This is a genomic window from Ramlibacter rhizophilus (genome assembly GCF_004681965.1).
In the GTDB taxonomy this organism is placed as follows: Bacteria; Pseudomonadota; Gammaproteobacteria; order Burkholderiales; family Burkholderiaceae_C; genus Ramlibacter; species Ramlibacter rhizophilus.
On sequence record NZ_SMLL01000007.1, the window covers coordinates 1 to 25,935 of the forward strand.

Below are 25,935 nucleotides of genomic sequence, written 5' to 3' on the forward strand. Positions count from 1 at the left end.
ATCAACCCGATCGCCATGGAAGAAGGCCTGCGCTTTGCCATCCGCGAAGGTGGCAAGACCGTCGGCGCCGGCGTCGTCGCCAAGATCATGGAGTAAACAGAACAGGGCGCAGGCAAACAAGCCGCGCCCTGTTCGTACTGCATGTCCGTAGCGAGCGCCGGCAGGTCGGGTTCAGCGCGCGGAGCCGTACTCCGGTACGGCGAGCACGATGGGCCCGAGATGCCAAGCGCAGCAGGGCAGGCAGACGAACAGAGGGGTATAGCTCAATTGGCAGAGCGTCGGTCTCCAAAACCGAAGGTTGTAGGTTCGATTCCTACTGCCCCTGCCACCTCGGTGGCTTCCGGACGCTGAATCAGACAGGCTCCCCCGGAAAACGAATCGCCCAGTGTGGCGAACCCGATCCGACCCGCCCTCACCCGGCGGGTCAGTGCCTTGCGAAGGCACCTCGAACAGAAGCAGGAAACACGCCTTCATGGCATCTTCTCAAGTTGAAACCGTGAGCACGGGAGCCGAGAAGGCGAAGCTCGGCGCCGCGCTCTTGCTGGTGGTCGCCGGCGTGGCCGGCTTCTACCTGCTGGGCCGCCAGGGCGCCGTTGCCCAGTGGGGCGCGCTGGCGCTGGCGCTGATCGCGGCCGTTGGCGTGTTCTTCACGGCCGAGCGCGGCAAGGAGCTGGCGGGTTTCGCCAGCGACTCCTGGCGCGAGGTCAAGAAGGTGGTCTGGCCGACCCGCAAGGAGTCGATCCAGGTGACCGCCTACGTGTTTGCCTTCGTGGTGGTCATGGCCTTGTTCCTGTGGGTCACCGACAAGACCGTCGAGTGGGTGTTCTACGACCTCATCCTGGGCTGGAGATGAACATGAGCGATATGGATGCAGCCCCCGACGCCGGGACGCCAGAGGAGGTCCAGGCGGCCCCCGCCAAGCCGGTCAATCCCGACCTGCGCTGGTACGTTGTCCATGCCTATTCGGGCATGGAAAAGGCCGTGGAGCGGAACATCCGCGAACGCATCAACCGCGCCGGCATGCAGGACATGTTCGGCGAGATCCTGGTGCCGACCGAGGAAGTGGTGGAGATCAAGAACGGCCAGAAGCGCACCTCCGAGCGCCGCTTCTATCCGGGCTATGTCCTGGTCCAGATGGTCATGAACGACGACACCTGGCACCTGGTCAAGCACACCAACAAGGTCACGGGCTTCGTCGGCGGTGCCAAGAACCGGCCGGCCCCGATCTCGGAAGACGAGGTCGCCAAGATCCTCGGGCAGATGGAAGAGGGCGTGGAAAAGCCGCGCCACAAGGTGGAGTTCGTCGTCGGCGAGTACGTGCGCGTCAAGGAAGGCCCGTTCACCGACTTCAACGGCACCGTCGAAGAAGTCAACTACGAAAAGAGCAAGGTCCGCGTGTCGGTCACGATCTTCGGACGTGCCACGCCCGTGGAACTCGAGTTCAGCCAGGTCGAGAAGACCTGAGCGGACGTGGCGGTTCGCGCTCCTCGACTCGGCGCGAACCGTTCAATGGCAGTGAGTCGCCCAACCCCGGGGAGCTGGTGGCTTCGAGCCCCAGCGTTTGTACCCGCAAGGAGTAGCCACCATGGCTAAGAAAATCGTCGGCTTCGTCAAGCTGCAAGTGCCGGCGGGCAAGGCCAACCCTTCGCCCCCGATCGGTCCCGCGCTGGGTCAGCGCGGCCTGAACATCATGGAGTTCTGCAAGGCGTTCAACGCCCAGACCCAGGGCGTCGAGCCCGGGCTGCCGCTGCCGGTGGTGATCACCGCCTACGCGGACAAGAGCTTCACCTTCATCATCAAGACGCCTCCGGCGACCACCCTGATCAAGAAGGCCATCAAGCTGGACAAGGGCTCCCCGAGGCCCCACACCGACAAGGTCGGCAAGATCACCCGCGCCCAGCTCGAGGAGATCGCCAAGACCAAGATGAAGGACATGACTGCCGCCGACCTGGACGCCGCCGTGCGCACCATCGCCGGCTCGGCCCGCTCGATGGGCGTGAACGTGGAGGGTGTGTAAATGGCCAAGCTGACCAAGAAGCAGAAAGCCCAGCAGGGCAAGGTCGACAGCACCAAGCTGTACGCGCTGACCGATGCGCTCGCGCTCGTCAAGGAAGCCGCGACCGCCAAGTTCGACGAGTCCATCGACGTGGCCGTGCAGCTGGGCGTGGACGCCAAGAAGTCGGACCAGGTCGTCCGCGGTGCGGTCGTCATGCCCAACGGCATCGGCAAGAACAAGCGCGTGGCCGTGTTCGCGCAGGGCGCCAAGGCCGATGAAGCCAAGGCCGCCGGCGCTGACGTGGTCGGCATGGACGACCTGGCTGCCCGCGTGAAGGCCGGCGACATGCCCTTCGACGTGGTCATCGCCGCGCCCGACGCCATGCGCGTGGTCGGAACGCTGGGCCAGATCCTCGGCCCGCGCGGCCTGATGCCCAACCCCAAGGTCGGCACGGTCACGCCCGACGTCGCCACGGCGGTCAAGAACGCCAAGGCCGGCCAGGTGCAGTTCCGGGTCGACAAGGCCGGCATCATCCACGCCACCATCGGCCGTCGCTCGTTCGAGGCCGACAAGCTCCAGGGCAACCTGGCCGCGCTGATCGACGCCCTGAACAAGGCCAAGCCGGCCACGAGCAAGGGCATCTACCTGCGCAAGCTGGCCGTGTCCTCGACCATGGGCATCGGCGTGCGCGTGGACACGCAGACCCTGGCCGCCTGAGGCCGGGAACAAGGATTCCAGCCGGTCCCTTCCGGGGCCGGCCGGTGAGGTGGGCTGTCGCGGGCGCGGGTTCCCAAGCGCGCGGCAGGCCATCCAAGACCGTTGGTGCACGCCCCGGGCGTGCTTAATCGCAAGCGCAGCCAACGCAGATGGCGATCCCGCTGAGGACAGAACGAGAAATTCTGAAAACAGTTGGTCGCTGCAGAGAAAGGCGTGTCCGAAGGCGCGAGCCGGAGGGCACTTTTGAAGGAGTAGACCTTGAGTCTGAATCGCAGTGAGAAGCAAGCGGTCATCGAAGAAGTGACCGGACTCGCCGCACAAGCTCAAACGCTGGTGATGGCGGAATACCGCGGCATCACGGTCGCCGACATGACCAAACTGCGCAACGAGGCGCGCGGCAAGGGCGTGAACCTGAGTGTTCTGAAGAACACCCTGGCCCGCCGTGCCGTCGCCGGCAGCGCGTTCGAAGTCGTGTCCGACCAGATGACCGGTCCGCTGATCTACGGCTTCTCCGTGGATGCGGTGGCCGCCGCCAAGGTGGTGGCCGACTTCGCGAAGACCAACGACAAGCTGGTCATTCGCGCGGGCGCATTCGCGGGCAAGGCCCTGGACGTCAACGGCGTCAAGCAGCTGGCGAACATTCCCTCCAAGGAAGTTCTGCTGGCCCAGCTGTGCGGACTGCTGATGTCGCCCATCTCCCGCACCGCGGTGGTTCTGGGCGCCCTGGCGAGCAAAAAGGGCGAAGGCGCCGAGGCGCCGGCCGAAGCGGCAGCCGCCTGAGTGGGCGCCCCGCAGTTCAACCAACTTCATTTTTAGGAAATCAACATGGCATTCGACAAAGACGCATTCCTCACGGCCCTGGACAGCATGACCGTCATGGAACTCAATGACCTGGTCAAGGCGATCGAGGAGAAGTTCGGCGTGAGCGCCGCCGCGATGGCCGCTCCCGCCGCCGGTGGCGCCGGTGGTGCCGCCGCCCCGGCCGCCGAAGAGAAGACTGAGTTCACCGTGCAGCTGCTGGAAGCCGGCGCCAACAAGGTGTCGGTCATCAAGGCCGTGCGCGAACTCACCGGCCTGGGCCTGAAGGAAGCCAAGGACCTGGTGGACGGCGCGCCCAAGGCCGTCAAGGAAGGCATCGCCAAGGCCGACGCCGAAGCAGCCAAGAAGAAGCTGGAAGAAGCCGGCGCCAAAGTCGAGCTCAAGTAAACCGGTCCGGGGCTACTACGCCCCGTCTCCGATTTACACGCCACTGGCTGGAGGACCGAAAAGGCCTCCAGCCATTGGTGCCTCTTGGGATGACCTGAGAACGCACCCGAAAAGACTGGTCCAATACGCGGTTCCCCAGTTTTTTCGAGTGTCTTCTGACCCCGACTGCAGAAGACGCCCTTGGTTCGGGCGATGTGCAATGCATCGCCGTCCGCCATGGTTGGTAGTGGCCAACCCACCAAGCTGGTCGAGCCCCCCGCGCGGCTCGACGCGACAGTTGCGCAAGAGCTCATAGCCCGGAGATCTCATGGCCTATTCCTATACCGAACGCAAGCGCATCCGCAAGAGCTTCGGCAGCCGCCCAAGCGTCCTCGAAGTGCCTTATCTGCTGCAGATGCAGAAGGACGCGTACACCGCCTTCCTGCAGGCGGACGTTCCCCCGCAGAAACGGACCATCGAGGGCCTCCAGGCTGCCTTCGACGCCGCCTTCCCCATCGTCTCGCACAACGGGTTTGTCGAGATGAAGTTCATCGAATACAACCTGGCGCGGCCGGCCTTCGACGTGCGCGAGTGCCAGACGCGCGGCCTGACCTATTCCTCGGCCGTGCGGGCCAAGGTGCAGCTGATCATCTATGACCGCGAGTCCTCCACCTCGCAGTCCAAGGTGGTCAAGGAGGTGAAGGAGCAGGAGGTCTACATGGGCGAAGTGCCGCTCATGACCGAAAAGGGCTCGTTCATCATCAACGGCACCGAGCGCGTCATCGTCTCGCAGCTGCACCGCTCGCCCGGTGTGTTCTTCGAGCACGACAAGGGCAAGACGCACAGCTCGGGCAAGCTGCTGTTCTCGGCGCGCATCATCCCCTACCGCGGCTCCTGGCTGGACTTCGAGTTCGACCCCAAGGACGTGCTGTACTTCCGCGTCGACCGCCGTCGCAAGATGCCGGTGACCATCCTGCTGAAGGCCATCGGCCTGACGCCCGAGTCCATCCTGGCGAACTTCTTCGTCAACGACAACTTCCGCCTGATGGACAGCGGCGCGCAGATGGAGTTCGTGCCCGAGCGCCTGCGCGGCGAGGTGGCCCGCTTCGACATCACCGACAAGTCCGGCAAGGTCGTCGTCGCCAAGGACAAGCGCATCACCGCGCGCCACACCCGTGAGCTGGAGCAGTCCGGCACCACCCACATCAGCGTGCCCGAGGACTTCCTCGTGGGCCGCGTGGTGGCCCGCACCATCGTGGACCAGGACACCGGCGAGATCATCGCCAAGGCCAACGACGAACTCACCGACGCCCTGCTCAAGAAGCTGCGCCAGGCCAATGTGCAGGAGCTGCAGGTCATCTACACGAACGAGCTCGACCAGGGCCCGTACATCAGCCAGACCCTGCGCAGCGACGAGACCGCCGACGAGTTCGCCGCCCGCGTGGCCATCTACCGCATGATGCGCCCCGGCGAGCCGCCGACCGAGGACGCGGTGCAGGCCCTGTTCCAGCGCCTGTTCTACAACCCGGACACCTACGACCTCTCGCGCGTGGGCCGCATGAAGTTCAACGCCAAGGTCGGCCGTGACGAAAGCACCGGCCCCATGGTCCTGACCAACGAGGACATCCTCGCCGTGGTCAAGATCCTGGTGGACCTGCGCAACGGCCGCGGCGAAGTGGACGACATCGATCACCTGGGCAACCGCCGCGTGCGCTGCGTCGGCGAGCTGGCCGAAAACCAGTACCGCACCGGCCTCGCCCGCATCGAGAAGGCCGTCAAGGAGCGCCTGGGCCAGGCCGAGCAGGAACCGCTCATGCCGCACGACCTGATCAACTCCAAGCCGATTTCCGCGGCGCTCAAGGAGTTCTTCGGCGCCTCGCAGCTGTCGCAGTTCATGGACCAGACCAACCCGCTGTCCGAGATCACGCACAAGCGCCGCGTCTCGGCCCTGGGCCCGGGTGGCCTCACGCGCGAGCGCGCCGGCTTCGAGGTGCGCGACGTGCACGTCACGCACTACGGCCGCGTGTGCCCGATCGAGACGCCGGAAGGCCCGAACATCGGCCTGATCAACTCGCTGGCCCTGTATGCCCGCCTGAACGAGTACGGCTTCATCGAGACGCCCTACCGCCGCGTGGTGGACGGCAAGGTCACCTACGAGATCGACTACCTGTCCGCCATCGAGGAGGGCAAGTACGTCATCGCGCAGGCCAACGCCTCGCTGGACGCCGAAGGCCGCCTGCTGGGCGACCTGACCTCCGCGCGTGAACGCGGCGAATCCATCCTGGTGAGCCCCGAGCGCATCCAGTACATGGACGTGTCGCCCGCGCAGATCGTCTCGGTGGCCGCATCGCTGGTGCCCTTCCTGGAGCACGACGACGCCAACCGCGCGCTGATGGGCGCCAACATGCAGCGCCAGGCCGTGCCCACGCTGCGCCCCGAGAAGGCCTTCGTCGGCACCGGCATCGAGCGGGTCTCGGCGGTGGACTCCGGCACGGTCGTGACGGCCAGCCGCGGCGGCATCGTGGACTACGTGGATGCCACCCGCGTGGTGGTGCGCGTGAACGACGAGGAAGCCCAGGCCGGCGAAGTCGGCGTGGACATCTACAACCTCATCAAGTACCAGCGTTCCAACCAGAACACGAACATCCACCAGCGCCCCATCGTCCAGCGCGGCGACAAGATCGGCAAGGGTGACGTCATCGCCGACGGCGCCTCCACCGACCTGGGCGAGCTGGCCCTGGGCCAGAACATGCTGGTCGCGTTCATGCCCTGGAACGGCTACAACTTCGAGGACTCCATCCTCATCAGCGAGCGCGTCGTCGCCGACGACCGCTACACCTCGATCCACATCGAGGAGCTGGTCGTGATGGCCCGCGACACCAAGCTGGGCGCCGAGGAAATCACCCGGGACATCCCCAACCTGTCCGAGCAGCAGCTCAATCGCCTGGACGAGTCCGGCATCATCTACGTGGGCGCCGAAGTCATGCCCGGCGACACGCTGGTGGGCAAGGTCACGCCCAAGGGCGAGACCACCCTCACGCCGGAAGAAAAGCTCCTGCGCGCGATCTTCGGCGAGAAGGCCTCCGACGTGAAGGACACGTCGCTGCGCGTGGACCAGGGCTCGCAGGGCACCGTCATCGACGTGCAGGTCTTCACCCGTGAAGGCATCCAGCGTGACAAGCGCGCCCAGCAGATCATCGACGACGAGCTCAAGCGCTTCCGCCTGGACCTGAACGACCAGCTGCGCATCGTCGAGGCCGACGCCTTCGACCGCATCGAGAAGCTGCTGACCGGCCGCGTGGCCAATGGCGGCCCGCAGAAGCTGGCCAAGGGCACCAAGATCGACAAGGACTACCTGTCCTCCGTCGAGAAGTACCACTGGTTCGACATCCGCCCCGCCGAGGATGACATCGCCGCGCAGCTCGAGTCCATCAAGAACTCGATCGAGCAGCAGCGCCACCGCTTCGACCTCGCCTTCGAGGAAAAGCGCAAGAAGCTCACCCAGGGCGACGAGCTGCCCGCGGGCGTGCTCAAGATGGTCAAGGTCTACCTGGCCGTCAAGCGCCGCCTGCAGCCCGGCGACAAGATGGCCGGCCGCCACGGCAACAAGGGCGTGGTCTCCAAGATCGTGCCGGTCGAGGACATGCCCTACATGGCCGACGGCACGCCCTGCGACATCGTGCTCAACCCCCTGGGCGTGCCTTCGCGCATGAACGTGGGCCAGGTGCTGGAAGTGCACCTGGGCTGGGCCGGCAAGGGCATCGGCCAGCGCATCGGCGACATGCTGCAGCAGCAGGCGCGCGTCGCCGAGGTGCGGCAGTTCCTGGAGCAGGTCTACAACCAGTCGGGCCGCAAGGAGGACATGGGCGCGCTGAGCGACGAGGATGTGCTGTCCATGGCCGGCGAGCTGGCCAAGGGCGTGCCCTTCGCCACCCCGGTGTTCGACGGCGCCTCCGAGAAGGACATCCGCACGATGCTGCAGCTGGCCTACCCGGACGACATCGCCAAGGCCAAGGGCCTGACCGCGACCCGCACCCAGGCGCACCTGTTCGACGGCCGCACCGGCGATCAGTTCGAGCGCCCGGTCACCGTGGGCTACATGCACGTGCTCAAGCTCCACCACCTGGTGGACGACAAGATGCACGCGCGTTCCACCGGCCCCTACAGCCTGGTCACGCAGCAGCCGCTGGGCGGCAAGGCGCAGTTCGGCGGCCAGCGTTTCGGCGAGATGGAGGTCTGGGCGCTGGAAGCCTACGGCGCCTCCTACACGCTGCAGGAGATGCTCACCGTCAAGTCCGACGACGTGCAGGGCCGCACCAAGGTCTACGAGTCCATCGTCAAGGGCGAACACGCCATCGAGGCCGGCATGCCGGAATCCTTCAACGTTCTCGTGAAGGAAATCCGCAGCTTGGGCATCGACATGGAACTGGAACGCTCGTGATGGCCCACCCCCGAAGCGCCTTCGGCGCCTCCCCCTTGAGGGGGCGCAGCCAGCGGCCCGGCAAAGCCGGATCCGCCGCTGCCCCGAATGATCCCGTGGGTGCCATGTACCGCGCCGTCAACGAATAACGAAGGGAAAGAGTTCATGAAATCGCTACTCGACCTGTTCAAGCAATTCACGCCGGACGAGCATTTCGATGCCATCCGCATCGGCATCGCCTCGCCCGAGAAGATCCGTTCCTGGTCCTTCGGTGAAGTCAAGAAGCCCGAGACCATCAACTACCGCACCTTCAAGCCGGAGCGCGATGGCCTGTTCTGCGCCAAGATCTTCGGCCCGATCAAGGACTACGAGTGCCTGTGCGGCAAGTACAAGCGTCTGAAGCACCGCGGCGTCATCTGCGAGAAGTGCGGCGTCGAAGTGACGCAGACCAAGGTGCGCCGCGAGCGCATGGGCCACATCGACCTGGCCGCGCCCTGCGCGCACATCTGGTTCCTGAAGTCCCTGCCGTCCCGCCTGGGCCTGGTGCTGGACATGACGCTGCGCGACATCGAGCGCGTGCTGTACTTCGAGGCCTATGTCATCACCGACCCCGGCATGACCCCGCTGAAGAAGTTCGGGATCCTGTCCGAGGACGACTTCGAGGCCAAGCGCAAGGAACACGGTGACGAGTTCGTCGCCAAGATGGGCGCCGAGGGCATCAAGGACCTGCTCATGGGCATCGATATCGACATCGAGATCGAAAAGCTCCGCGGCGACCTGACCGGCTCCGAAGTCAAGGTCAAGAAGAACGCCAAGCGCCTGAAGGTGCTGGAGGCCTTCAAGAAGTCCGGCATCAAGCCCGAGTGGATGGTGATGGACGTGCTGCCCGTGCTGCCGCCGGACCTGCGTCCGCTGGTGCCGCTGGACGGTGGCCGCTTCGCCACCTCCGACCTGAACGACCTGTACCGCCGCGTCATCAACCGCAACTCGCGCCTGCGCCGCCTGCTGGAGCTCAAGGCCCCGGAGATCATCGCGCGCAACGAGAAGCGCATGCTGCAGGAAGCCGTGGACAGCCTGCTGGACAACGGCCGCCGTGGCAAGGCCATGACGGGCGCGAACAAGCGCGCGCTCAAGTCCCTGGCCGACATGATCAAGGGCAAGAGCGGCCGCTTCCGCCAGAACCTGCTGGGCAAGCGCGTCGACTACTCGGGCCGTTCGGTCATCACCGTGGGCCCGACCCTCAAGCTGCACCAGTGCGGCCTGCCCAAGCTGATGGCGCTGGAGCTGTTCAAGCCCTTCATCTTCTCGCGCCTGGAGGCGATGGGCATCGCCACCACCATCAAGGCCGCCAAGAAGGAAGTCGAGGCCGGCACGCCCGTGGTCTGGGACATCCTGGAAGAGGTCATCAAGGAGCACCCGGTGCTCCTGAACCGCGCGCCCACGCTGCACCGCCTGGGCATCCAGGCCTTCGAGCCGATCCTGATCGAAGGCAAGGCCATCCAGCTGCACCCGCTGGTGTGCGCGGCCTTCAACGCCGACTTCGACGGCGACCAGATGGCCGTGCACGTGCCGCTGTCGGTGGAAGCGCAGATGGAAGCCCGCACGCTGATGCTGGCCTCCAACAACGTGCTGTTCCCCGCCAACGGCGAGCCCTCCATCGTGCCTTCGCAGGACGTGGTGCTGGGCCTGTACTACACCACCCGAGAGCGCATCAACGCCAAGGGTGAGGGCATGATCTTCGCCGACGTGGGCGAGGTGCAGCGCGCGCTGGACGCCGGCATGGTGGAACTCACCGCCAAGGTGGCCGTGCGCCTGACCGAGTGGACGAAGGACAAGGACTCGGGCGAGTTCGTGGCCTCCACCTCCATCGTGGACACCACCGTCGGCCGCGCCCTGCTGTCGGAGATCCTGCCCAAGGGCCTGCCCTTCTCCAACATCAACAAGGCACTCAAGAAGAAGGAGATCAGCAAGCTGATCAACGTCTCCTTCCGTCGCTGCGGCCTGAAGGAGACGGTGGTCTTCGCCGACAAGCTGCTGCAGAACGGCTTCCGCCTGGCGACCAAGGCCGGCATCTCCATCGCCATCGACGACATGCTGGTGCCGCCCCAGAAGGCGGACATCATCACCCGCGCCGAAGCCGAGGTGAAGGAAATCGAGCAGCAGTACGTCTCGGGCCTGGTGACCTCGGGCGAGCGCTACAACAAGGTGGTGGACATCTGGGGCAAGGCCGGCGACGAAGTCTCCAAGGTCATGATGGCCCAGCTGGCCAAGCAGAAGGTCCAGGACCGCCACGGCAAGGAAGTGGACCAGGAGTCCTTCAACTCCATCTACATGATGGCCGACTCCGGCGCCCGCGGCTCGGCCGCCCAGATCCGCCAGCTGGCGGGCATGCGCGGCCTGATGGCCAAGCCGGACGGCTCGATCATCGAGACGCCCATCACGGCCAACTTCCGCGAAGGCCTGAACGTGCTGCAGTACTTCATCTCCACGCACGGCGCCCGAAAGGGCCTGGCCGACACGGCGCTGAAGACCGCGAACTCGGGCTACCTCACGCGCCGCCTGGTGGACGTGACGCAGGACCTGGTCGTGACCGAGGACGACTGCGGCACTTCCGAGGGCTCGCAGATGCGCGCCATCGTCGAGGGCGGCGAGGTCATCGAGTCGCTGCGTGACCGCATCCTGGGCCGCGTCGCGGCCGAGGACGTGCTGCATCCCGAGTCCCGCGTTTCCCTGGTGGCCGCGGGCCAGATGCTGGACGAGGACACCATCGAGATGATCGAGGCCGCCGGCGTCGACGAGGTCAAGGTCCGCACGGCCCTGACCTGCGCCACGCGCTTCGGCCTGTGCGCCAGGTGCTACGGCCGCGACCTGGGCCGCGGCGGCCTGGTGAACGTGGGCGAGGCCGTGGGCGTCATCGCGGCGCAGTCCATCGGCGAGCCCGGCACGCAGCTGACTATGCGCACCTTCCACATCGGTGGTGCCGCGTCCCGCGCGGCCATCGCCTCCAGCGTGGAAGCCAAGTCCAACGGCGTCATCGGCTTCAACAGCACGATGCGTTACGTGACCAACAGCAAGGGCGAGCTGGTCGTCATCGCGCGTTCGGGCGAGATCATCATCCATGACGAGCACGGCCGCGAGCGCGAGCGCCACAAGGTGCCTTACGGCGCCACGCTCACCGTCAAGGCCGACCAGCAGGTCAAGGCCGGCACGGTGCTGGCCAACTGGGACCCGCTGACCCGACCCATCATCACGGAATTCGCCGGCACGGTGAAGTTCGAGAACGTGGAAGAGGGCCTGACGGTCGCCAAGCAGGTGGACGAGGTCACCGGCCTGTCCACGCTGGTGGTGATCGATCCCAAGCGGCGCGGCTCGGCCAAGGTCGTGCGCCCGCAGGTCAAGCTGATCGACGCCAACGGCCAGGAAGTCAAGATCCCCGGCACCGACCACTCCGTGACCATCGGCTTCCAGGTCGGCGCGCTGATCCAGGTGCGTGACGGCCAGGACGTCGGCGGCGGCGAAGTGCTCGCGCGCATCCCGATCGAAGGCCAGAAGACCCGCGACATCACCGGCGGCCTGCCGCGCGTGGCCGAGCTCTTCGAAGCCCGCTCGCCCAAGGACAAGGGCGTGCTGGCCGAGATGACCGGCACCGTGTCCTTCGGCAAGGAGACCAAGGGCAAGATCCGCCTGCAGATCACCGATCCGGACGGCAAGGTCTGGGAGGAACTCGTGCCCAAGGAGAAGAACATCCTGGTGCACGAAGGCCAGGTGGTGAACAAGGGCGAGAGCGTGGTGGACGGCCCGGCCGACCCGCAGGACATCCTGCGCCTGCTGGGCATGGAGGAACTCGCGCGCTACATCGTCGACGAGGTGCAGGACGTCTACCGCCTGCAGGGCGTGAAGATCAACGACAAGCACATCGAGGTGATCGTTCGCCAGATGCTGCGTCGTGTCGTGGTCGAGAACCCGGGCGAATCCGGCTACATCGCCGGCGAGCAGGTCGAGCGCTCCGAGATGCTGGACACCAACGACGCGCTGCGCGCCGACGGGAAGATCCACGCCACCTACAGCAACCTGCTGCTGGGCATCACCAAGGCCTCGCTGTCCACCGACTCGTTCATCTCCGCGGCCTCCTTCCAGGAGACCACGCGCGTGCTGACCGAGGCGGCCATCATGGGCAAGCGCGACGAGCTGCGCGGCCTGAAGGAGAACGTCATCGTCGGCCGTCTGATCCCCGCGGGCACCGGCATGGCCTATCACCAGGCGCGCAAGGCCAAGGACCTGATGGACGAGGCCGAGCGCCGCGCCATCGCCGAGGCCGAGGCCACTGAGCTGGCCGGCATCGCCGAGGGCGAGTCCAGCCTGCCGGAGACCACGGACCGCTCGGCCGAATAAGCCGGGTGCGCCTGTGGCGCGATGCCCCGCGACCGGATGCCCGGCGCGGGGCGTTTTTCATTCAGGCCAGGCGCGCGCCGGCGGCGGCCGGTCGCGACGCTCGCGCTTGGTAAGCTCGCCGCCCATGACGCGCACCCTTCTCGGCTGGATGGCCGTCGCCGTGCTGGTCTTCTGGTCGGTCGGCGCGTACAACCGTCTCGTGCGCCTGCGCGCGGATGCCCGGACCGCCTTCTCGGCGGTCGATGCCCATTGGCAGCAGGAGCTCGGCCTCATCGACTCGCTGCTTTCACCGGACGAACCCATGCCCGACTCCCTCTTCCCCGGCGAGGGCCGGCCTTCGTTCTGGGACGGCCTGCGCGGCGCCGGCCTGCAGCTGTCGGCCGCGCTCGCCGCGTCGCGCGTGCGGCCGCTGGAGCCCGCGCGCATCGAGGCGCTCGCCGCGGCCGTCGGCGTGATGCGCCTGGCCTGGGAGCGGGTGGAGCGCGAGGACGCCCACGACCTGGCGGGGCCGCGCCTGCCGGACACCCTGGCCGCGTCGCGCATGCAGCTCGCCGTGCAGGGCCAGGCGGCCATCGACCAGTTCAACGAAGCGGTGCGAAGGTACAACCACGCCGTCGCCCAGTTCCCGGCGGCGGTCCTCGCCTGGATCTTCGGCTTCAGGCCGGCGCGGACGCTGTGAGCGTGACCCCCCACGAAGCGCCGCCGCTGTGGCGCCAGCTGCAGGCCGCGGCCGCCGTGTTCCAGGCCGTGCGCGCGGGCGGCTCGGCGACCCCGGCGATCGCGGCCGTGCCGCCGGCCCTGCGTGGCGGGGTCCAGGCGCTCGCCTTCCAGTCCCTGCGCCAGCTGGGCCGTGCCGAGGCCCTGCGCAGCGCCCTGGCGCGCCGGCCCCCGCCCGCGGCGGCCGATGCGCTCCTGTGCACCGCGCTGGCCCTGGCCTGGGACGAAGCCGCCGCGCCCTACGACGCGCACACCCTCGTCAACCAGGCCGTGGAGGCCGCCAAGCGCCAGCGCAGTACCCAGCCCCAGGCCGGCTTCGTCAACGCCTGCCTGCGCCGCTTCCTGCGCGAGCGCGAGGCACTGGTCGCGGCCACGGATGCCGAGCCGCGCGCCCGGTGGAACCATCCGCCGTGGTGGATCGACCGGCTGCAGCGGGACCACCCCACCACGTGGCAGGAGGTTCTGCAGGCGGGCAACGCGCCCGCGCCCCTGGTCCTGCGCGTGAACGTGGCCGCCTGGACGGTCGATGCAGCGTGGCAGGCGCTGGCCGAGGCGGGCATCGAATCGCAGCGCGTCGGCGCCGCGGCGCTGCGCCTGGAACGGCCGCGTCCGGTCACCGAGCTGCCGGGCTTCGCGCAGGGGCGCCTCTCGGTGCAGGACGCGGCGGCGCAGCTGGCGGCGCCCCTGCTGCTCGGCGCCATCCCGCGCGAGCAGGCGGCCCGCCTGCGCGTCCTGGACGCCTGCGCCGCGCCCGGGGGCAAGACCGCGCACCTGCTGGAGCTCGGCGTGACGGACCTCACTGCGCTCGACGTGGACCCGGCGCGCTGCGCACGCATCCACGAGAACCTCGCGCGGCTGGGCCTGTCCGCGCGCGTGCTCGCGGCCGACGCGGGCGATCCCGCGGCCTGGTGGGACGGCGAGCCCTACGATGCCATCCTGCTGGATGCGCCCTGCACGGCCTCGGGCATCGTGCGGCGGCACCCCGACGTCCGCTGGCTGCGCCGCGACAGCGACGTCGCCGCGCTTGCGACCGTCCAGGCGCGGCTCCTGGCCACGCTGTGGCCCCTGCTGCGGTCCGGCGGCCGCTTGCTCTACTGCACCTGCTCGGTCTTCAAGGCCGAAGGCGAAGACACGATCCGTTCGTTTCTTGCGCACAACACCGACGCTTTTTCGCTGCCCGCGCCCGGGCATTTGCTTCCCCGCGCGGGGGCGAACGCCCCGGCCCTCCCGGACAATCTCCCGAGTGATCACGACGGTTTTTATTACGCACTGCTGCAGAAGCGTTCGTCGGCTCACCTGGTGGCTTGACCGGCCGCTGCTGCTCGCCGGCCTGCTGCTGATGCTGGCGCTGCCCGCGAGCGCCGAGCCGACCGACATTTCCGTCATGCAGGTCGAGCGCGCGGACAAGGGCCTGGTGCTTTCGGCGCAGGTGCGCTTCGAGCTGCCTGCCGTGGTCGAGGACGCGCTCCTCAAGGGCATCCCCATGGTCTTCGTCGCCGAGGCGACGGTGCTGAAGGACCGCTGGTACTGGTACGACAAGGAGGTGGCACAGGCCACGCGCTACATGCGCCTGTCCTACCAGCCGCTCACGCGTCGCTGGCGACTGCAGGTCTCCAGCACCCCCATCACCGCCGGCGGACTCACGCTGGGGCAGAACTTCGACGCCCGCGAGGAGGCGCTCGCGGCGCTGCAACGCATCTCCGGATGGAAGATCGCCGCCGATGCCGAGATCGACCCCGGTGCGGTCCACCGCGTCGTGCTGCGCTTCGCGCTGGACGTCTCGCAATTGCCGCGTCCCTTCCAGATCGGCGTGGTGGGCCAACCCGAGTGGAGCATCTCGGCCACGGAAGCCGCGCGCGTACCGCCGGAGGGCGCCCGGTGAACGACCCGCTGCCGTCCCCGCCCTCGCCCCCACGTCCGCGCAGTGCCCGCGCCCTGCGCTGGGCCGTCGTCGTCGCCGCCACCGTGATGGTGGGCATCGGCATCGTGCTGCTGTTCCTGCTGGCCCAGGCCACCAACAACCGCGAGCTCTACGAGCGCAACTACGGACGCCTCTTCATCCTCAACGTGGTGGTCGCGGGCCTGCTCCTGCTGGTCATCGCCTGGATGGGGCTGCGCCTGTTCTCGCGCCTCAAGCGCGGCAAGTTCGGCAGTCGCCTGCTCATACGGCTCGCGGCCATCTTCGCGCTCGTCGGTTTCCTTCCGGGCCTGCTGATCTACGTGGTGTCCTACCAGTTCGTCTCGCGCTCCATCGAGAGCTGGTTCGACGTGAAGGTGGAAGGCGCGCTCGACGCCGGCCTGAGCCTGGGGCGTTCCACGCTCGACGTGCTCGCGAGCGACCTGGCCGCCAAGAGCCGCGCGGCCGCCAACCAGCTCGCCGACACCTCGCAGGCCGGCGTGCCAGTGGCCATGGAGCGCTTGCGTGAGCAGCTCGCGGCCAACGACCTCATCCTCTGGAACGCCAACGGACAGCTCATCGCCAGCGCCGGCCAGTCGCGCTTCCAGCTCAATCCCGAGCGGCCCAGCGCGCAGCAGCTTCGCACCGTGCGCAGCCAGCGCTCCATCGCCGTGGTCGAGGGCCTGGAGGAAGGCGTGCCCGCGGCGCTCAACAACGCGCGCATCCGCGCCATCGCGCTCGTCTCGCCCTCCAGCTTCGGCTTCCTGGGCGAGCCGCGCTTCCTGCAGGTCACGCAGCAGCTGCCGCCTACGCTGGTGGCCAACGCCATCGCGGTGCAGGAGGCCAACCGCGAATACCAGCAGCGCGCGCTGGCCCGCGACGGACTGCGGCGCATGTACATCGGCACCCTCACGCTCAGCCTCTTCCTGGCCGTCTTCGGCGCCATCCTGCTGGCGGTGGTGCTGGGCAACTCGCTGGCCCGCCCGCTGCTGCTGCTCGCCGCCGGCGTGCGCGAAGTCGCGGCCGGGGACCTCAGCCCCAAGCCGGTCCTGCAGGGCAAGGACGAACTCGGCGGCCTCACGCGCTCCTTCGCGCAGATGACGCAGCAGCTCGCCGACGCGCGCGCGGCGGTCGAGAAAAGCATGGGCGAGGTGGATGCCGCGCGCAGCAACCTGCAGATCATCCTGGACAACCTCACGGCCGGCGTCATCGTGCTGGACCCGCAGGGCCGCATCCTGCAGGCCAACCCCGGCGCCGAGCGCATGCTGCGCGCACCGCTTCCGCAAGGCGCGTCGCTCGCCGCCGTTCCCGGGCTGGAGAGCTTCGGCGCTTCGGTGCAGGCCCAGTTCGACGACTACCGCGGCGAGCGCCTGCAGCGGGGCCTGGACCACTGGCAGCAGTCCTTCGAACTGCATGCGCCGCCGCCGCCGGGTGCGGGCTCGGCCACCGAGGCGCTCACGCTGGTCGTGCGCGGCGCCGAGATGCCCGCCGAAGCCAGCGGCCGGCAGGCGCACCTCCTGGTGCTCGACGACATCTCCGAAGTCGTCTCGGCGCAGCGCGCCAAGGCCTGGGGCGAAGTCGCGCGCCGCCTCGCGCACGAGATCAAGAACCCGCTCACGCCGATCCAGCTTTCGGCCGAGCGCCTGGAGATGAAGCTCGCCCCCAAGGTGGCGGACGCCGAGCGCGCCTTGCTTCAGAAGTCCGTGCGGACCATCGTCGACCAGGTGGACGCGATGAAGCGCCTGGTCAACGAATTCCGCGACTACGCGCGGCTGCCCGCCGCTCAGCTCCAGCCCGTGGACCTCAATGCGCTGGTTGCCGACGTGCTGCACATGTACGAACGCGAAGGCACCGAAGCGGCCACCGCGCAGGCGCCCATGACGCTGGAGCTGGATGCGAACTGCCCGCCCATCCTGGGTGACGCCATGCAGCTGCGGCAGGTGATCCACAACCTGCTGCAGAACGCGCAGGACGCCGTCGAGGGCGCCGAACACCGGGAAGTGTGCCTGCGCACGCAGTGGAGCGAGGCCACGCGCCGCGTGCGCCTCATCGTGCAGGACACCGGTCCGGGCTTCCCGGAATCCATCCTCAAGCGCGCCTTCGAACCCTACGTCACCACCAAGGCCAAGGGCACCGGCCTGGGGCTGGCAGTGGTCAAGAAGATCGCGGACGAGCACAGTGCCCGAATCGATCTGAAAAACAGATTGCAGGACGGCGCCGCAGCTGGAGCACAAGTCTCGCTATCATTCGTAGTTGCGGCTTAGCCACACCTTCAGCTTCGAACCAATGGCAAACATCCTCGTGGTCGACGACGAGCTCGGCATTCGCGATCTGCTCTCCGAAATCCTCAATGACGAGGGCCACCACGTCGAGCTGGCCGAGAACGCCGCCCAGGCCCGTGCCGTGCGCCAGCGCATCCGTCCTGACTTGGTGCTGCTGGACATCTGGATGCCCGACACCGACGGCGTCACGCTCCTGAAGGAGTGGTCCGCCAGCGGTGCGCTCACCATGCCGGTCATCATGATGAGCGGCCACGCCACCATCGAGACGGCCGTCGAGGCCACCAAGATCGGCGCCCAGTCCTTCCTCGAAAAGCCCATCACGCTGCAGAAGCTGCTCAAGGCGGTGGAGGCCGGACTGGCGCGCCACGCGCCCCCCAGCCCCGCCATCGCGCCGCGCCCCGGCATCGTCCCCAGCCGGCCGGCGACGATGATGGCGCCGGTCGCCATGGCCGCCGAGCTCACCGTCGAGGCCGCCATGACCGGCGGCCAGAGCCTGCCCCCCGCCATGGAAATGGGCCCCCAGCCCCGGCAGACCTTCGAGCTCGACAAGCCCTTGCGCGAAGCGCGTGACGAGTTCGAGAAGTGCTACTTCGAATACCACCTGGCCCGCGAAGGCGGCTCCATGACCCGCGTGGCCGAGAAGACCGGCCTGGAGCGCACCCACCTGTATCGCAAGCTCAAGCAGCTCGGCGTGGACCTCTCCCGAGGAAAGCGAGGCGGCGGGTGATGTATACTCGCCGGCTCTTGGCCCGGTAGCTCAGTTGGTAGAGCAGCGGATTGAAAATCCGCGTGTCGGTGGTTCGATTCCGCCCCAGGCCACCATCTTCGAAACCCGCATGGATCTAGCTCTGTGCGGGTTTTTTCTTGTCGGGTTGCCGCGCGATGAGGCTCGACACGCTCGCGGCGCTCCGCTGGGTGCGACTAAGCCACCGTCTGCGCTTTGTCCGAACACGCGGCTGCCCACCTACGCGATGTGGTCGAACTGATCTGAGCGCCTGATCAGGAGCGTGGAGATGAGCGGGTGGCGGTAGGCGGTGGCGCGCGGGGTTGTTGCTCACGCCACCACGAAGGCCTTGAATACCCGGCGCGGCGTGGCCGGCGCGGGCGACGCGGTGTAGCCCAGCCGGCAGAACATCTGCAGCGTCTCGTCCTCGGGTGAAGCAGGCGCCGGGCGGTTCAGCATGAGCCGATGCGCCTGCGCATAGTGCGGCGCCATCTCCTGGAACTCCTGCAGGGCCTGGCTCATGGGATGCACGCCCACGCCCAGCTCGGTGGCCTTGAGCTGCAGCCGCACGTACGCCCGGCCCGCCTGTACCTGCTCATGGCGGCCGTTTCGGCCCGCAAGCCACACGAAGCCCATGGCCGTGCGGCTGTGCCCCTCGAAGCGCGCCATCATGTTCTTGTAGGCCTGGCTGCCCTCGGCCGGCGGGTTCTCGCGGTCGAACATGCCCAGGGCATCGACGCCGCGGATCATCAGGCTGTTCAGAGTGATGCCGTCGCGGTGCGCGAGGATCTCCTTCGGGCCCACGCGCGTGAGGTGGATGCTCTCCATCACCGTGCGCGGGGTCAGCAGCTCCACCTGCGCGGACTCCCAGCACAGGCGCCGAAGTGGATCGAGCGCGGCCACGTCGACGGTGCCACCCCCGCGAATGGCGGGCAGGGAGGGCGGCACCGAAGCGAGCAGGGCCTGCAAGGTCGATGCAGCCACCGGCCGCGTGGTGTCGAAGTCGGACTTGGGCGTGTGGCGCTGGAGCAGCTGCGCGAACAGCGGGTCGCGCTCGCCCTGGGGGCGCAGCACGATGCGTGCGACCGGCCGGCGGTCCCAGTCGCGCAGGTTCGCGCCCAGCTCGCCCTGCGGCCAGAGCACCACGTCCGCGCCATGGCCCCGCTCGGCCAGCGCGATGACGAGCAGTTCAATGAAGGCGCCGTGCCCGATCAGGATCTGCCGCCCGAAGGGGTCCGTGTGCGGCAGCACGCGCTCGCGGTCCGTCATGAGCGTGATCACGCCCGGCTCGCGCAGGTCCACCAGCCAGGGCTGCAGGTTGTGCGGGTTGGGGGCGGTGATGGCATGCGCCACGGCCCAGCGCCGTACATCGGGCTCGGCGCCAGGCCCCCGCCATGCTTCCAGGGCCTCGGGCGGGTAGGCGCTCGTCAACGAGCAGCCGGACAAGGGGGCGATCGCCGCGGCGACGGTGCCGCCGCCGACCAGGCGGATGAAGCTTCGACGGTCCATGGGGAACCTCCTGCGTTGAAGTGAGGTGGATTGTCGAAATGCGTGGAGGTCAACACAATTCGCTGAACTTCAATACCAGCATTTCATTTATGAATAGCGTTGCCTTTGACTGGTCCCTGGTTCCGTCATTCCTGGCCGTGCTGGAGCAAGGCAGCCTCCTGGGCGCCGCGCGCCAGCTCGGTTCGAGCCAGCCCACCCTGGGCCGCCACGTTGCCGAGCTGGAACGGCAGCTGGGCGTGGTCCTCTTCGAGCGCACCGGCCGCGGCCTGACGCCGACCGAGGTGGCGCTGCGCCTGGCCCAATCCGCGCGGAGCATGGAAACGGGCGCGCATGCGCTCGCACAGGACGTCGCGGGCACGCAGAAGGCCACGGCCGGGTCGGTCCGCATCAGCGCCAGCCAGCCGGTGGCCTGCTTCCTGCTGCCGCCGCTGCTGGCACAGATGCGCCAGGCGCTGCCCGAGGTGCAGGTGGAGCTGGTGGCCACGAATGCGGTGAGCAACCTGCTGCGCCGCGAGGCCGACATCGCCCTGCGCATGGTGCAGCCCGAACAAGCCTCCCTCGTGGCCCGGCGCGTCGGCAAGGTCACGCTCACCGCCTGCGCGCATCCGAGCTACCTGCGTCGCCGCGGCATCCCGCGCGAGCCCGCGGACCTGCTCTCGCACGACCTGATCGGCGGCGACCGCAACGAGGAGGTCCTGGAGGGCTTCGCCGCCATGGGCCTGCCCGTCACCCGCGAGCACTTCGGCATTCGCACCGACGACCTTGTCGCCGGCTGGCAGGCCGTCCGCGCCGGCCTGGGGATCGGCTTCGCCGCGGACTACCTCGTGCGTGGCGACGCCGAGGTCGAGCCGCTCCTGCCCATGCTCAAGATCCCGCCGCTGCCCATGTGGCTGGCGGTCCACCGGGAGATCCGCGCGAATCCGCGCATTCGCGCGGTGTACGGTTTTCTGACGGAGGCGATTCCGAAGGCTCTGTGAGGTCGGACAAGCCGGCGCTCATTGCGCGGAGGCTGTTGGCGCAGGCGCCACCCCGTCGTCCGGCTCCGCCTCCAGGTCGATCTCCTGCGCCGCCAGGCACAGGACTGTGATGGGCAGATGGCGCGTCGCCGGGCCGACTTCCCAGCCGAAGGGCGAGTAGAAGCGGCCGGCGTGCACGCGAAAGGGGAGGAAGACCAGGTCGCTGCCGCGCGAGGCCTGCACCACCACCGATTCGCTCGGGGTCGGCACGATCACGACCTCGGCCGGAATGCGGACCTGCTCCAGCCGCTCTTCGAGCTCTCGCCCGCATGCCTCGTCGCTGGCGCCCGGCGCGGGCGAGGCGAGCAGGCGGATGCGCGCCTCGTGCCAGTCCGTGCTGCGCGTGCTGAGATACGCCAGCAGCAGCATCAGCTCGCCGCTCGGGCTGTCCTGCCACCACACGTCGATGGTGCGCTGCGCCGCGGCTCGCGTTGAAAGCGCGGTCCACTCCTCGTCGGTCGCATCGAGCAGCAGCAGGTTCGCGCCCAGGCGGAAGGCGGTGGCCACGCGCTCGCCGAAGCCGCCCACGCCCAGCGAGTCGTAGAACTGCTTGTTCTCGCCCACAGGCCAGTTGGCGACCACGGTGTTGGTGCGCATGGGCCCGATGCCGGCGGACTGCACCACGCTGGAGAGCATGGAGTCGGCGTCGTCGCCCACGACCACCAGGGGGAAGGCCGTGGAATCGGCGTCGCGGATTTCGGCCGCCAGTTGCTCGGCCTCCTGCTGGCGCTGCGAGACAACGTCGCGCCTGTCGCCGGCGAGCAGCCGCACCACGGTGGTCATGCCGGCGCCACCCTCGACCCAGCTGGCAAAGGCGAGCAGGCGCGCGCGGCGCTGCGGGGAGTCCGAGAAGACCAGCAGCTGCGGCCGCCAGGCACGCGCGTGCTCGGGTTCGGCGGCGGCCTCCAGCAGGTGTTCGCGCGCCAGTTGCAGGTGGTAGGCGCGGCGGCCGTCGCTCCATTGCACGGCCAGGTCCTGTCGCTCCACCCAGCGGTAGATGGCATAGACGATGAGCGTGGCCACCACGCCTGCGCGCAGGTCCACGGCCAGCATCGCGCCCAGGCACGCCAGTGCGCCCGCCAGCCCCAGGCGGCGATCGTAGAAGCGGAAGGTGGGGCGGAACGAGGGGCTGCTGGAGCGCGCCTCGTGCCAGGTGGCGTAGTTCAGCAGGCCGTAGGAGACCAGGAAGAACATGGACACGACGGAGGCCACCAGGTTCAGGTCCCCCAGCGCCACGATGCCGGCGGCCACCAGCAGCGTCGGGCCGACGGCGCGGCGCGGGTTGCTGTCGGCCGGGTTCACCGCGGCGAAGGGCGCCAGCCAGCGGAAGATGCCATCGCTCGCGAGCGACTGCAGGATGCGCGGCGCGCCCATGAAGGAGGCGAGTGCCGACGACAGCGTGGCCGCCATCACGCCCAGGTCGATCAGCGGCCCCCACAGCGCCAGCTCGCGCATCGCAAAGCCCTCGCCGCGCAGCTCGGCGGCGGGCAGGGCGGCCGCGAACAGCAGCGCGCAGGCCAGGTACACCAGTGCGGAAACGCCCACGGCGCCCAGCACGCCGCTGGGGATGCTGCGGCCCGGGGCGGCCAGGTCGCCCGACATGCTCACGCCCTGCGTGAACCCGGTCACCGCGGGAAAGAAGATGGCGAAGGCCACCCAGAAGGGCAGGCTGTCGCGCGGCGCGGGCCAGTTGGCCAGCAGCGTACTGGCGTCCCAGCGTCCGGCGGCGCCGGCAACGAACACCGCGATGCCGGCCACCAGCAGCACCATCACCACGTACTGGAAGCGCGTGGCCAGGTCGGCGCCACGCCAGGCGAGCAGGCCCAGGGCGCCCACCGCCGCCAGCGCGATGGCGCGCGGCGCCCAGGCGTGCCCTGGCAGGACCAGCGGCGCGAGCGCCTCCGCGAAGCCGATGGCGTAGAAGCCGATGGACACCGCCTGCGCGAGGAACAGCACGAGGCCGATGGCGGCGCCGAAGCCCGGGCCCAGCGTGCGCGAGATGAGGTAGTAGTCCCCGCCCGCGCGCACCTGCAGGTTGGTGGCGATGGCCGCGACCGACAGCGCGGTGAGCACGGTGATGACGTGCGCCGCCGCCAGCACGAGCAGCGCCTGCGCGAGGCCGGAGCCGCCGACGATGTAGCCGAGGCGCAGGAACAGGACGATGCCCAGGATGGTGAGGATGCTGGGCGTGAACACGCCGGCGAAGGTGCCCAGTCGCGCGCCGGCGGCTGGGGGAAGCGGGAGGGTCGTCGAGGTGGAAGGCACGCGGGCGTCTCGGGGCGAAGGCAGGGGAGGGGTGTCGCCGGCGACACCGGCCGGGCACGATCTTCGCGTATCGTCCTGCGGCCATGAAGACACAGCCGCTCAAATGTCCTGAGATGACGACAAGGCGCCACACGCGGCCCGGCCCGCGGGGGCTATCCGAATGAGCGGCGCAGCCCTCCTGCTGGTGGTGCTCGCCGCCGGCCTGGCCAGCCAGTGGGTCGCCTGGCGCATCGGCCTGCCCGCCATCGTGGTGCTCATCGCCACCGGCCTGGTGCTCGGGCCGGGCACGGGCCTCATCCAGCTGGGGTTCGGCTCGCATGAACTCACGGAGCTGATCGGCCTGGGCGTGGCCATCATCCTGTTCGAGGGCGGCATGGACCTGAAGCTGGCGGAGTTCCGCCGCGTGGGCCACGGCATCGGCCGCCTCACCCTGCTCGGCCCGCCGGTGGCCTGGCTGCTGGGGACCTGGGCGGCGCACGACATCGCCGGCCTGAGCTGGGGCGTCTCGGCGGTGCTGGGCGCCATCCTCGTGGTGACCGGGCCCACGGTCATCATTCCCCTGCTGCGGCAGGCGCGCTTGAACAAGGACCCCGCCTCGCTCCTGAAATGGGAGGGCATCGTCAACGACCCCCTGGGCGTGCTGCTGGCCGTGCTCACCTTCCAGTACCTCACCATCGGCGGCGGCTGGGTCGCCACCCTCACCGGCCTGCTGGTGGCGGTGGTCGTCGCCGGCGTGCTGGGCGGCGCGGGCGGCTGGGGCGTCGGCTGGCTGTTCCGGCGCGGCGCCGTGCCCGAGCACCTGAAGGCGCCGGTGCTGGTGGTGATGGTGCTGTGCGTGTACTGGGTCAGCAACCTCGCGCAGCACGAGGCCGGGCTCCTCAGCGTGACGGTGATGGGCCTGGTCTTCGGCAACCTGCGGCTGGTCGAGCGCGAGACGCTGCAGCGCTTCAAGGAGCAGCTCACCGTGGTGCTGCTCTCGGTCCTGTTCATCGTCATTCCCTCGCAGCTGCAGGCGCAGCAGCTCGCGCTCCTGGACTGGCGCGTGCTGGCCTTCATCGCGGCCGTGCTGCTGCTGGTGCGCCCCGTGTCCATCGCGCTGGCGACCGCCGGCGCGCCCATGCGCTGGCAGGAAAAGGCGCTGCTCGCGTGGATCGCCCCACGCGGCATCGTGGCCGTGGCCACCGCGGGCCTGTTCGGGCCGGCGCTGGTCGAGGCCGGCTTCGCCGACGCGAGCCGGCTGCTGCCCATCACCTTTGCCGTGGTCATCGTCACCGTGCTGGCGCATGGGCTGACCCTCGGCCCGCTGGCGCGCCGGCTCGGGCTGGCCGCACGGCGGTCCAACGGCCTGCTGATCGTCGGCGCCACCGACTGGACGCTGGCCTTCGCCCGGGCGCTGGCGGACCTGCGCATCGAGGTGCTGGTGGTCGATGGCGCCTACCAGCGCCTCAAGGCCGCCCGCATGGCCGGCATCCCGGTGCACTATGGCGAGATCCTGTCCGAGCACACCGAGCACACGCTGGAGGTCCTGCACCTGGACTCGCTCTTGTGCGCCACCGAGAACGACTTCTACAACGCCCTGGTCTGCAAGGCCCTGGGACCACGCTTCGGCCACCACCGCACCTTCCAGACCGCACTGCCCAAGGGGGCGGGCGAGGAGCTGCGGCAGCTCACCGTGCAGCAGCGCGGCTACCTGGCCTTCGACGCGCAGGCGGACCACGCCACGCTGCACGAGCGGCTCTCGCAGGGCTGGCGCATCCAGAGCACGAAGCTGAGCGCCAGCTTCGATTGGGACGCGCTCGCGGGCCGGCTGGGTGAGCCGTGGAAGGACTGGCAGCTGCTCGGGGCCGTGGAGCCCGGCGGAAGCTTCCGCCTGTACTCGAAGGAGCAGCGCTTCCGCCTGGACGCGGGCTGGACGGCGATCTATTTCGCGCCCGAGGCCGACCGGCGCCCGGCCGTGGCGGATAGTGGCCAGGCGCGCGCCGATGCGGCTTCGGGTACCGCAGCGAAAATCCCTCAGGGATCGAAGGAGCCGACCCCATGAACACGCACAAGGCCATCGTCCTCTTCTCCGGCGGCCAGGACTCCACCACCTGCCTGGCCTGGGCGCTGGAGCGCTACGAGCGGGTGGAGACCGTCGGCTTCGACTACGGCCAGAAGCACCGCATCGAGCTGGACTGCCGCCTCGCGGTGCTGGCCCGCGTGCGGGAGGCGTTTCCGCACTGGGCGCCGCGCCTGGGCGAGGACCACCTGCTGGAGATCGGCGTGCTCGGGCAGATCAGCGACACCGCGCTCACGCGCGACGCGCAGATCGTGCTGCAGGCCGACGGCCTGCCCAACACCTTCGTGCCCGGGCGCAACCTGCTCTTTCTCACGCTGGCCGCGGCGCTCGCCTACCGGCGCGGCTGCGAAGTGCTGGTGGGCGGCATGTGCGAGACGGACTACTCCGGCTACCCGGACTGCCGCGACGCGACCATGAAGGCCATGCAGGCCGCGCTCAGCCTGGGCCTGGCGCGTCCGCTGGCGATCGAGACGCCGCTCATGTGGATCGACAAGGCCGCCACCTGGCAGCTCGCGGCGGACCTGGGCGGCGAGGCCCTGGTGGACCTGGTGCGCAAGGAGACCCACACCTGCTACCTGGGCCAGCGCGAGCCGCGCCACGACTGGGGCGCCGGCTGCGGCACCTGCCCGGCCTGCGCGCTGCGGGCGGCGGGCTACCGCGCCTGGCAGGCGGCCCAAAACCCCTCCTGACCACTCAAGAAACGCGGGCCCGGATCAAACCGTGCCAGAATCCGGTTCGTTACTTAAGTGAATCAGC

The 25,935-nt window shown here is 68.7% G+C and carries 19 protein-coding genes and 2 tRNA genes; 19 read left to right on the forward strand and 2 right to left on the reverse strand.

All coding sequences use genetic code 11. The features are described from left to right. The 16 genes from EZ242_RS16970 to EZ242_RS17045 all read left to right on the forward strand — a co-directional run. Positions 1 to 96, forward strand: a 96-nt coding sequence (locus tag EZ242_RS16970) for an EF-Tu C-terminal domain-related protein (RefSeq protein WP_135286394.1), incomplete at its 5' end; no start/stop codon positions are given. A gap of 156 nt (positions 97 to 252) precedes the next feature. Then, positions 253 to 328, forward strand: a tRNA-Trp gene (locus EZ242_RS16975). 144 nt (positions 329 to 472) lie between these two features. Further along, complete coding sequence (secE, locus tag EZ242_RS16980) at positions 473 to 853, forward strand: preprotein translocase subunit SecE (protein ID WP_135286395.1); 381 nt, start codon at positions 473 to 475, stop codon at positions 851 to 853. A gap of 11 nt (positions 854 to 864) precedes the next feature. Beyond that, complete coding sequence (gene nusG, locus EZ242_RS16985; RefSeq protein WP_240787154.1) at positions 865 to 1,464, forward strand: transcription termination/antitermination protein NusG; 600 nt, start codon at positions 865 to 867, stop codon at positions 1,462 to 1,464. Between the two features lie 121 nt (positions 1,465 to 1,585). Then, a complete protein-coding gene (rplK, locus tag EZ242_RS16990; protein WP_135286397.1) occupies positions 1,586 to 2,017 on the forward strand; it encodes a 50S ribosomal protein L11 in 432 nt (143 codons plus the stop codon). Continuing rightward, entirely contained in the window at positions 2,018 to 2,713 is a 696-nt protein-coding gene (gene rplA / locus EZ242_RS16995; protein WP_135286398.1) for a 50S ribosomal protein L1, read from the forward strand. Between the two features lie 258 nt (positions 2,714 to 2,971). Continuing rightward, on the forward strand, positions 2,972 to 3,493 hold the full coding sequence (rplJ, locus tag EZ242_RS17000) for a 50S ribosomal protein L10 (RefSeq protein WP_135286399.1): 522 nt from the start codon (positions 2,972 to 2,974) through the stop codon (positions 3,491 to 3,493). A gap of 45 nt (positions 3,494 to 3,538) precedes the next feature. After that, positions 3,539 to 3,919 (forward strand): 50S ribosomal protein L7/L12, encoded by a 381-nt coding sequence (rplL, locus tag EZ242_RS17005; RefSeq protein ID WP_135286400.1) that lies wholly within the window; start codon positions 3,539 to 3,541, stop codon positions 3,917 to 3,919. 307 nt (positions 3,920 to 4,226) lie between these two features. Continuing rightward, the gene (rpoB, locus tag EZ242_RS17010) at positions 4,227 to 8,339 is read left to right on the forward strand and encodes a DNA-directed RNA polymerase subunit beta (protein ID WP_135286401.1); all 4,113 of its coding nucleotides are present in this window, start codon (positions 4,227 to 4,229) and stop codon (positions 8,337 to 8,339) included. 144 nt (positions 8,340 to 8,483) lie between these two features. Continuing rightward, positions 8,484 to 12,710 carry a DNA-directed RNA polymerase subunit beta' gene (gene rpoC / locus EZ242_RS17015; protein WP_135286402.1) on the forward strand — a complete coding sequence of 1,409 codons (4,227 nt, stop codon included), beginning with the start codon at positions 8,484 to 8,486 and terminating at the stop codon, positions 12,708 to 12,710. A 124-nt stretch (positions 12,711 to 12,834) separates the two neighbouring features. Continuing rightward, on the forward strand, positions 12,835 to 13,389 hold the full coding sequence (locus EZ242_RS22470) for a LemA family protein (protein WP_135286403.1): 555 nt from the start codon (positions 12,835 to 12,837) through the stop codon (positions 13,387 to 13,389). 2 nt (positions 13,390 to 13,391) lie between these two features. Continuing rightward, positions 13,392 to 14,735 carry a 16S rRNA (cytosine(967)-C(5))-methyltransferase RsmB gene (gene rsmB, locus EZ242_RS17025; protein WP_135286404.1) on the forward strand — a complete coding sequence of 448 codons (1,344 nt, stop codon included), beginning with the start codon at positions 13,392 to 13,394 and terminating at the stop codon, positions 14,733 to 14,735. Continuing rightward, positions 14,671 to 15,309: a DUF4390 domain-containing protein gene (locus tag EZ242_RS17030; RefSeq protein ID WP_240787138.1), complete on the forward strand. Its 639-nt coding sequence runs from the start codon at positions 14,671 to 14,673 to the stop codon at positions 15,307 to 15,309. The genes rsmB and EZ242_RS17030 overlap by 65 nt, the downstream gene beginning before the upstream one ends. Then, positions 15,306 to 17,588 (forward strand): sensor histidine kinase, encoded by a 2,283-nt coding sequence (locus EZ242_RS17035; protein WP_240787139.1) that lies wholly within the window; start codon positions 15,306 to 15,308, stop codon positions 17,586 to 17,588. The genes EZ242_RS17030 and EZ242_RS17035 overlap by 4 nt, the downstream gene beginning before the upstream one ends. Before the next feature lie 22 nt (positions 17,589 to 17,610). After that, positions 17,611 to 18,333, forward strand: coding sequence for a response regulator (locus EZ242_RS17040; protein ID WP_135286405.1), 723 nt, complete (start codon positions 17,611 to 17,613; stop codon positions 18,331 to 18,333). 19 nt (positions 18,334 to 18,352) lie between these two features. Beyond that, positions 18,353 to 18,428: transfer RNA gene (locus EZ242_RS17045), tRNA-Phe, on the forward strand. A 232-nt stretch (positions 18,429 to 18,660) separates the two neighbouring features. Here the strand turns inward: EZ242_RS17045 and EZ242_RS17050 are convergent. Next, positions 18,661 to 19,839 carry an Acg family FMN-binding oxidoreductase gene (locus EZ242_RS17050; protein WP_135286406.1) on the reverse strand — a complete coding sequence of 393 codons (1,179 nt, stop codon included), beginning with the start codon at positions 19,837 to 19,839 and terminating at the stop codon, positions 18,661 to 18,663. An 89-nt stretch (positions 19,840 to 19,928) separates the two neighbouring features. On the opposite strand from EZ242_RS17050, the gene EZ242_RS17055 reads away from it, so the two are divergent. Further along, the gene (locus EZ242_RS17055) at positions 19,929 to 20,816 is read left to right on the forward strand and encodes a LysR family transcriptional regulator (RefSeq protein ID WP_135286407.1); all 888 of its coding nucleotides are present in this window, start codon (positions 19,929 to 19,931) and stop codon (positions 20,814 to 20,816) included. An 18-nt stretch (positions 20,817 to 20,834) separates the two neighbouring features. Here the strand turns inward: EZ242_RS17055 and EZ242_RS17060 are convergent, their stop codons facing one another. After that, a complete protein-coding gene (locus EZ242_RS17060; protein ID WP_167784830.1) occupies positions 20,835 to 23,120 on the reverse strand; it encodes an amino acid permease in 2,286 nt (761 codons plus the stop codon). A gap of 160 nt (positions 23,121 to 23,280) precedes the next feature. Here EZ242_RS17060 and EZ242_RS17065 point away from each other — a divergent pair, with 160 nt between their 5' ends. Continuing rightward, positions 23,281 to 25,161, forward strand: a complete 1,881-nt coding sequence (locus EZ242_RS17065) for a cation:proton antiporter (RefSeq protein WP_135286409.1) — start codon at positions 23,281 to 23,283, stop codon at positions 25,159 to 25,161. Beyond that, positions 25,158 to 25,868, forward strand: coding sequence for a 7-cyano-7-deazaguanine synthase QueC (gene queC / locus EZ242_RS17070; RefSeq protein ID WP_135286410.1), 711 nt, complete (start codon positions 25,158 to 25,160; stop codon positions 25,866 to 25,868). The genes EZ242_RS17065 and queC overlap by 4 nt, the downstream gene beginning before the upstream one ends. Positions 25,869 to 25,935: the final 67 nt, after the last annotated feature.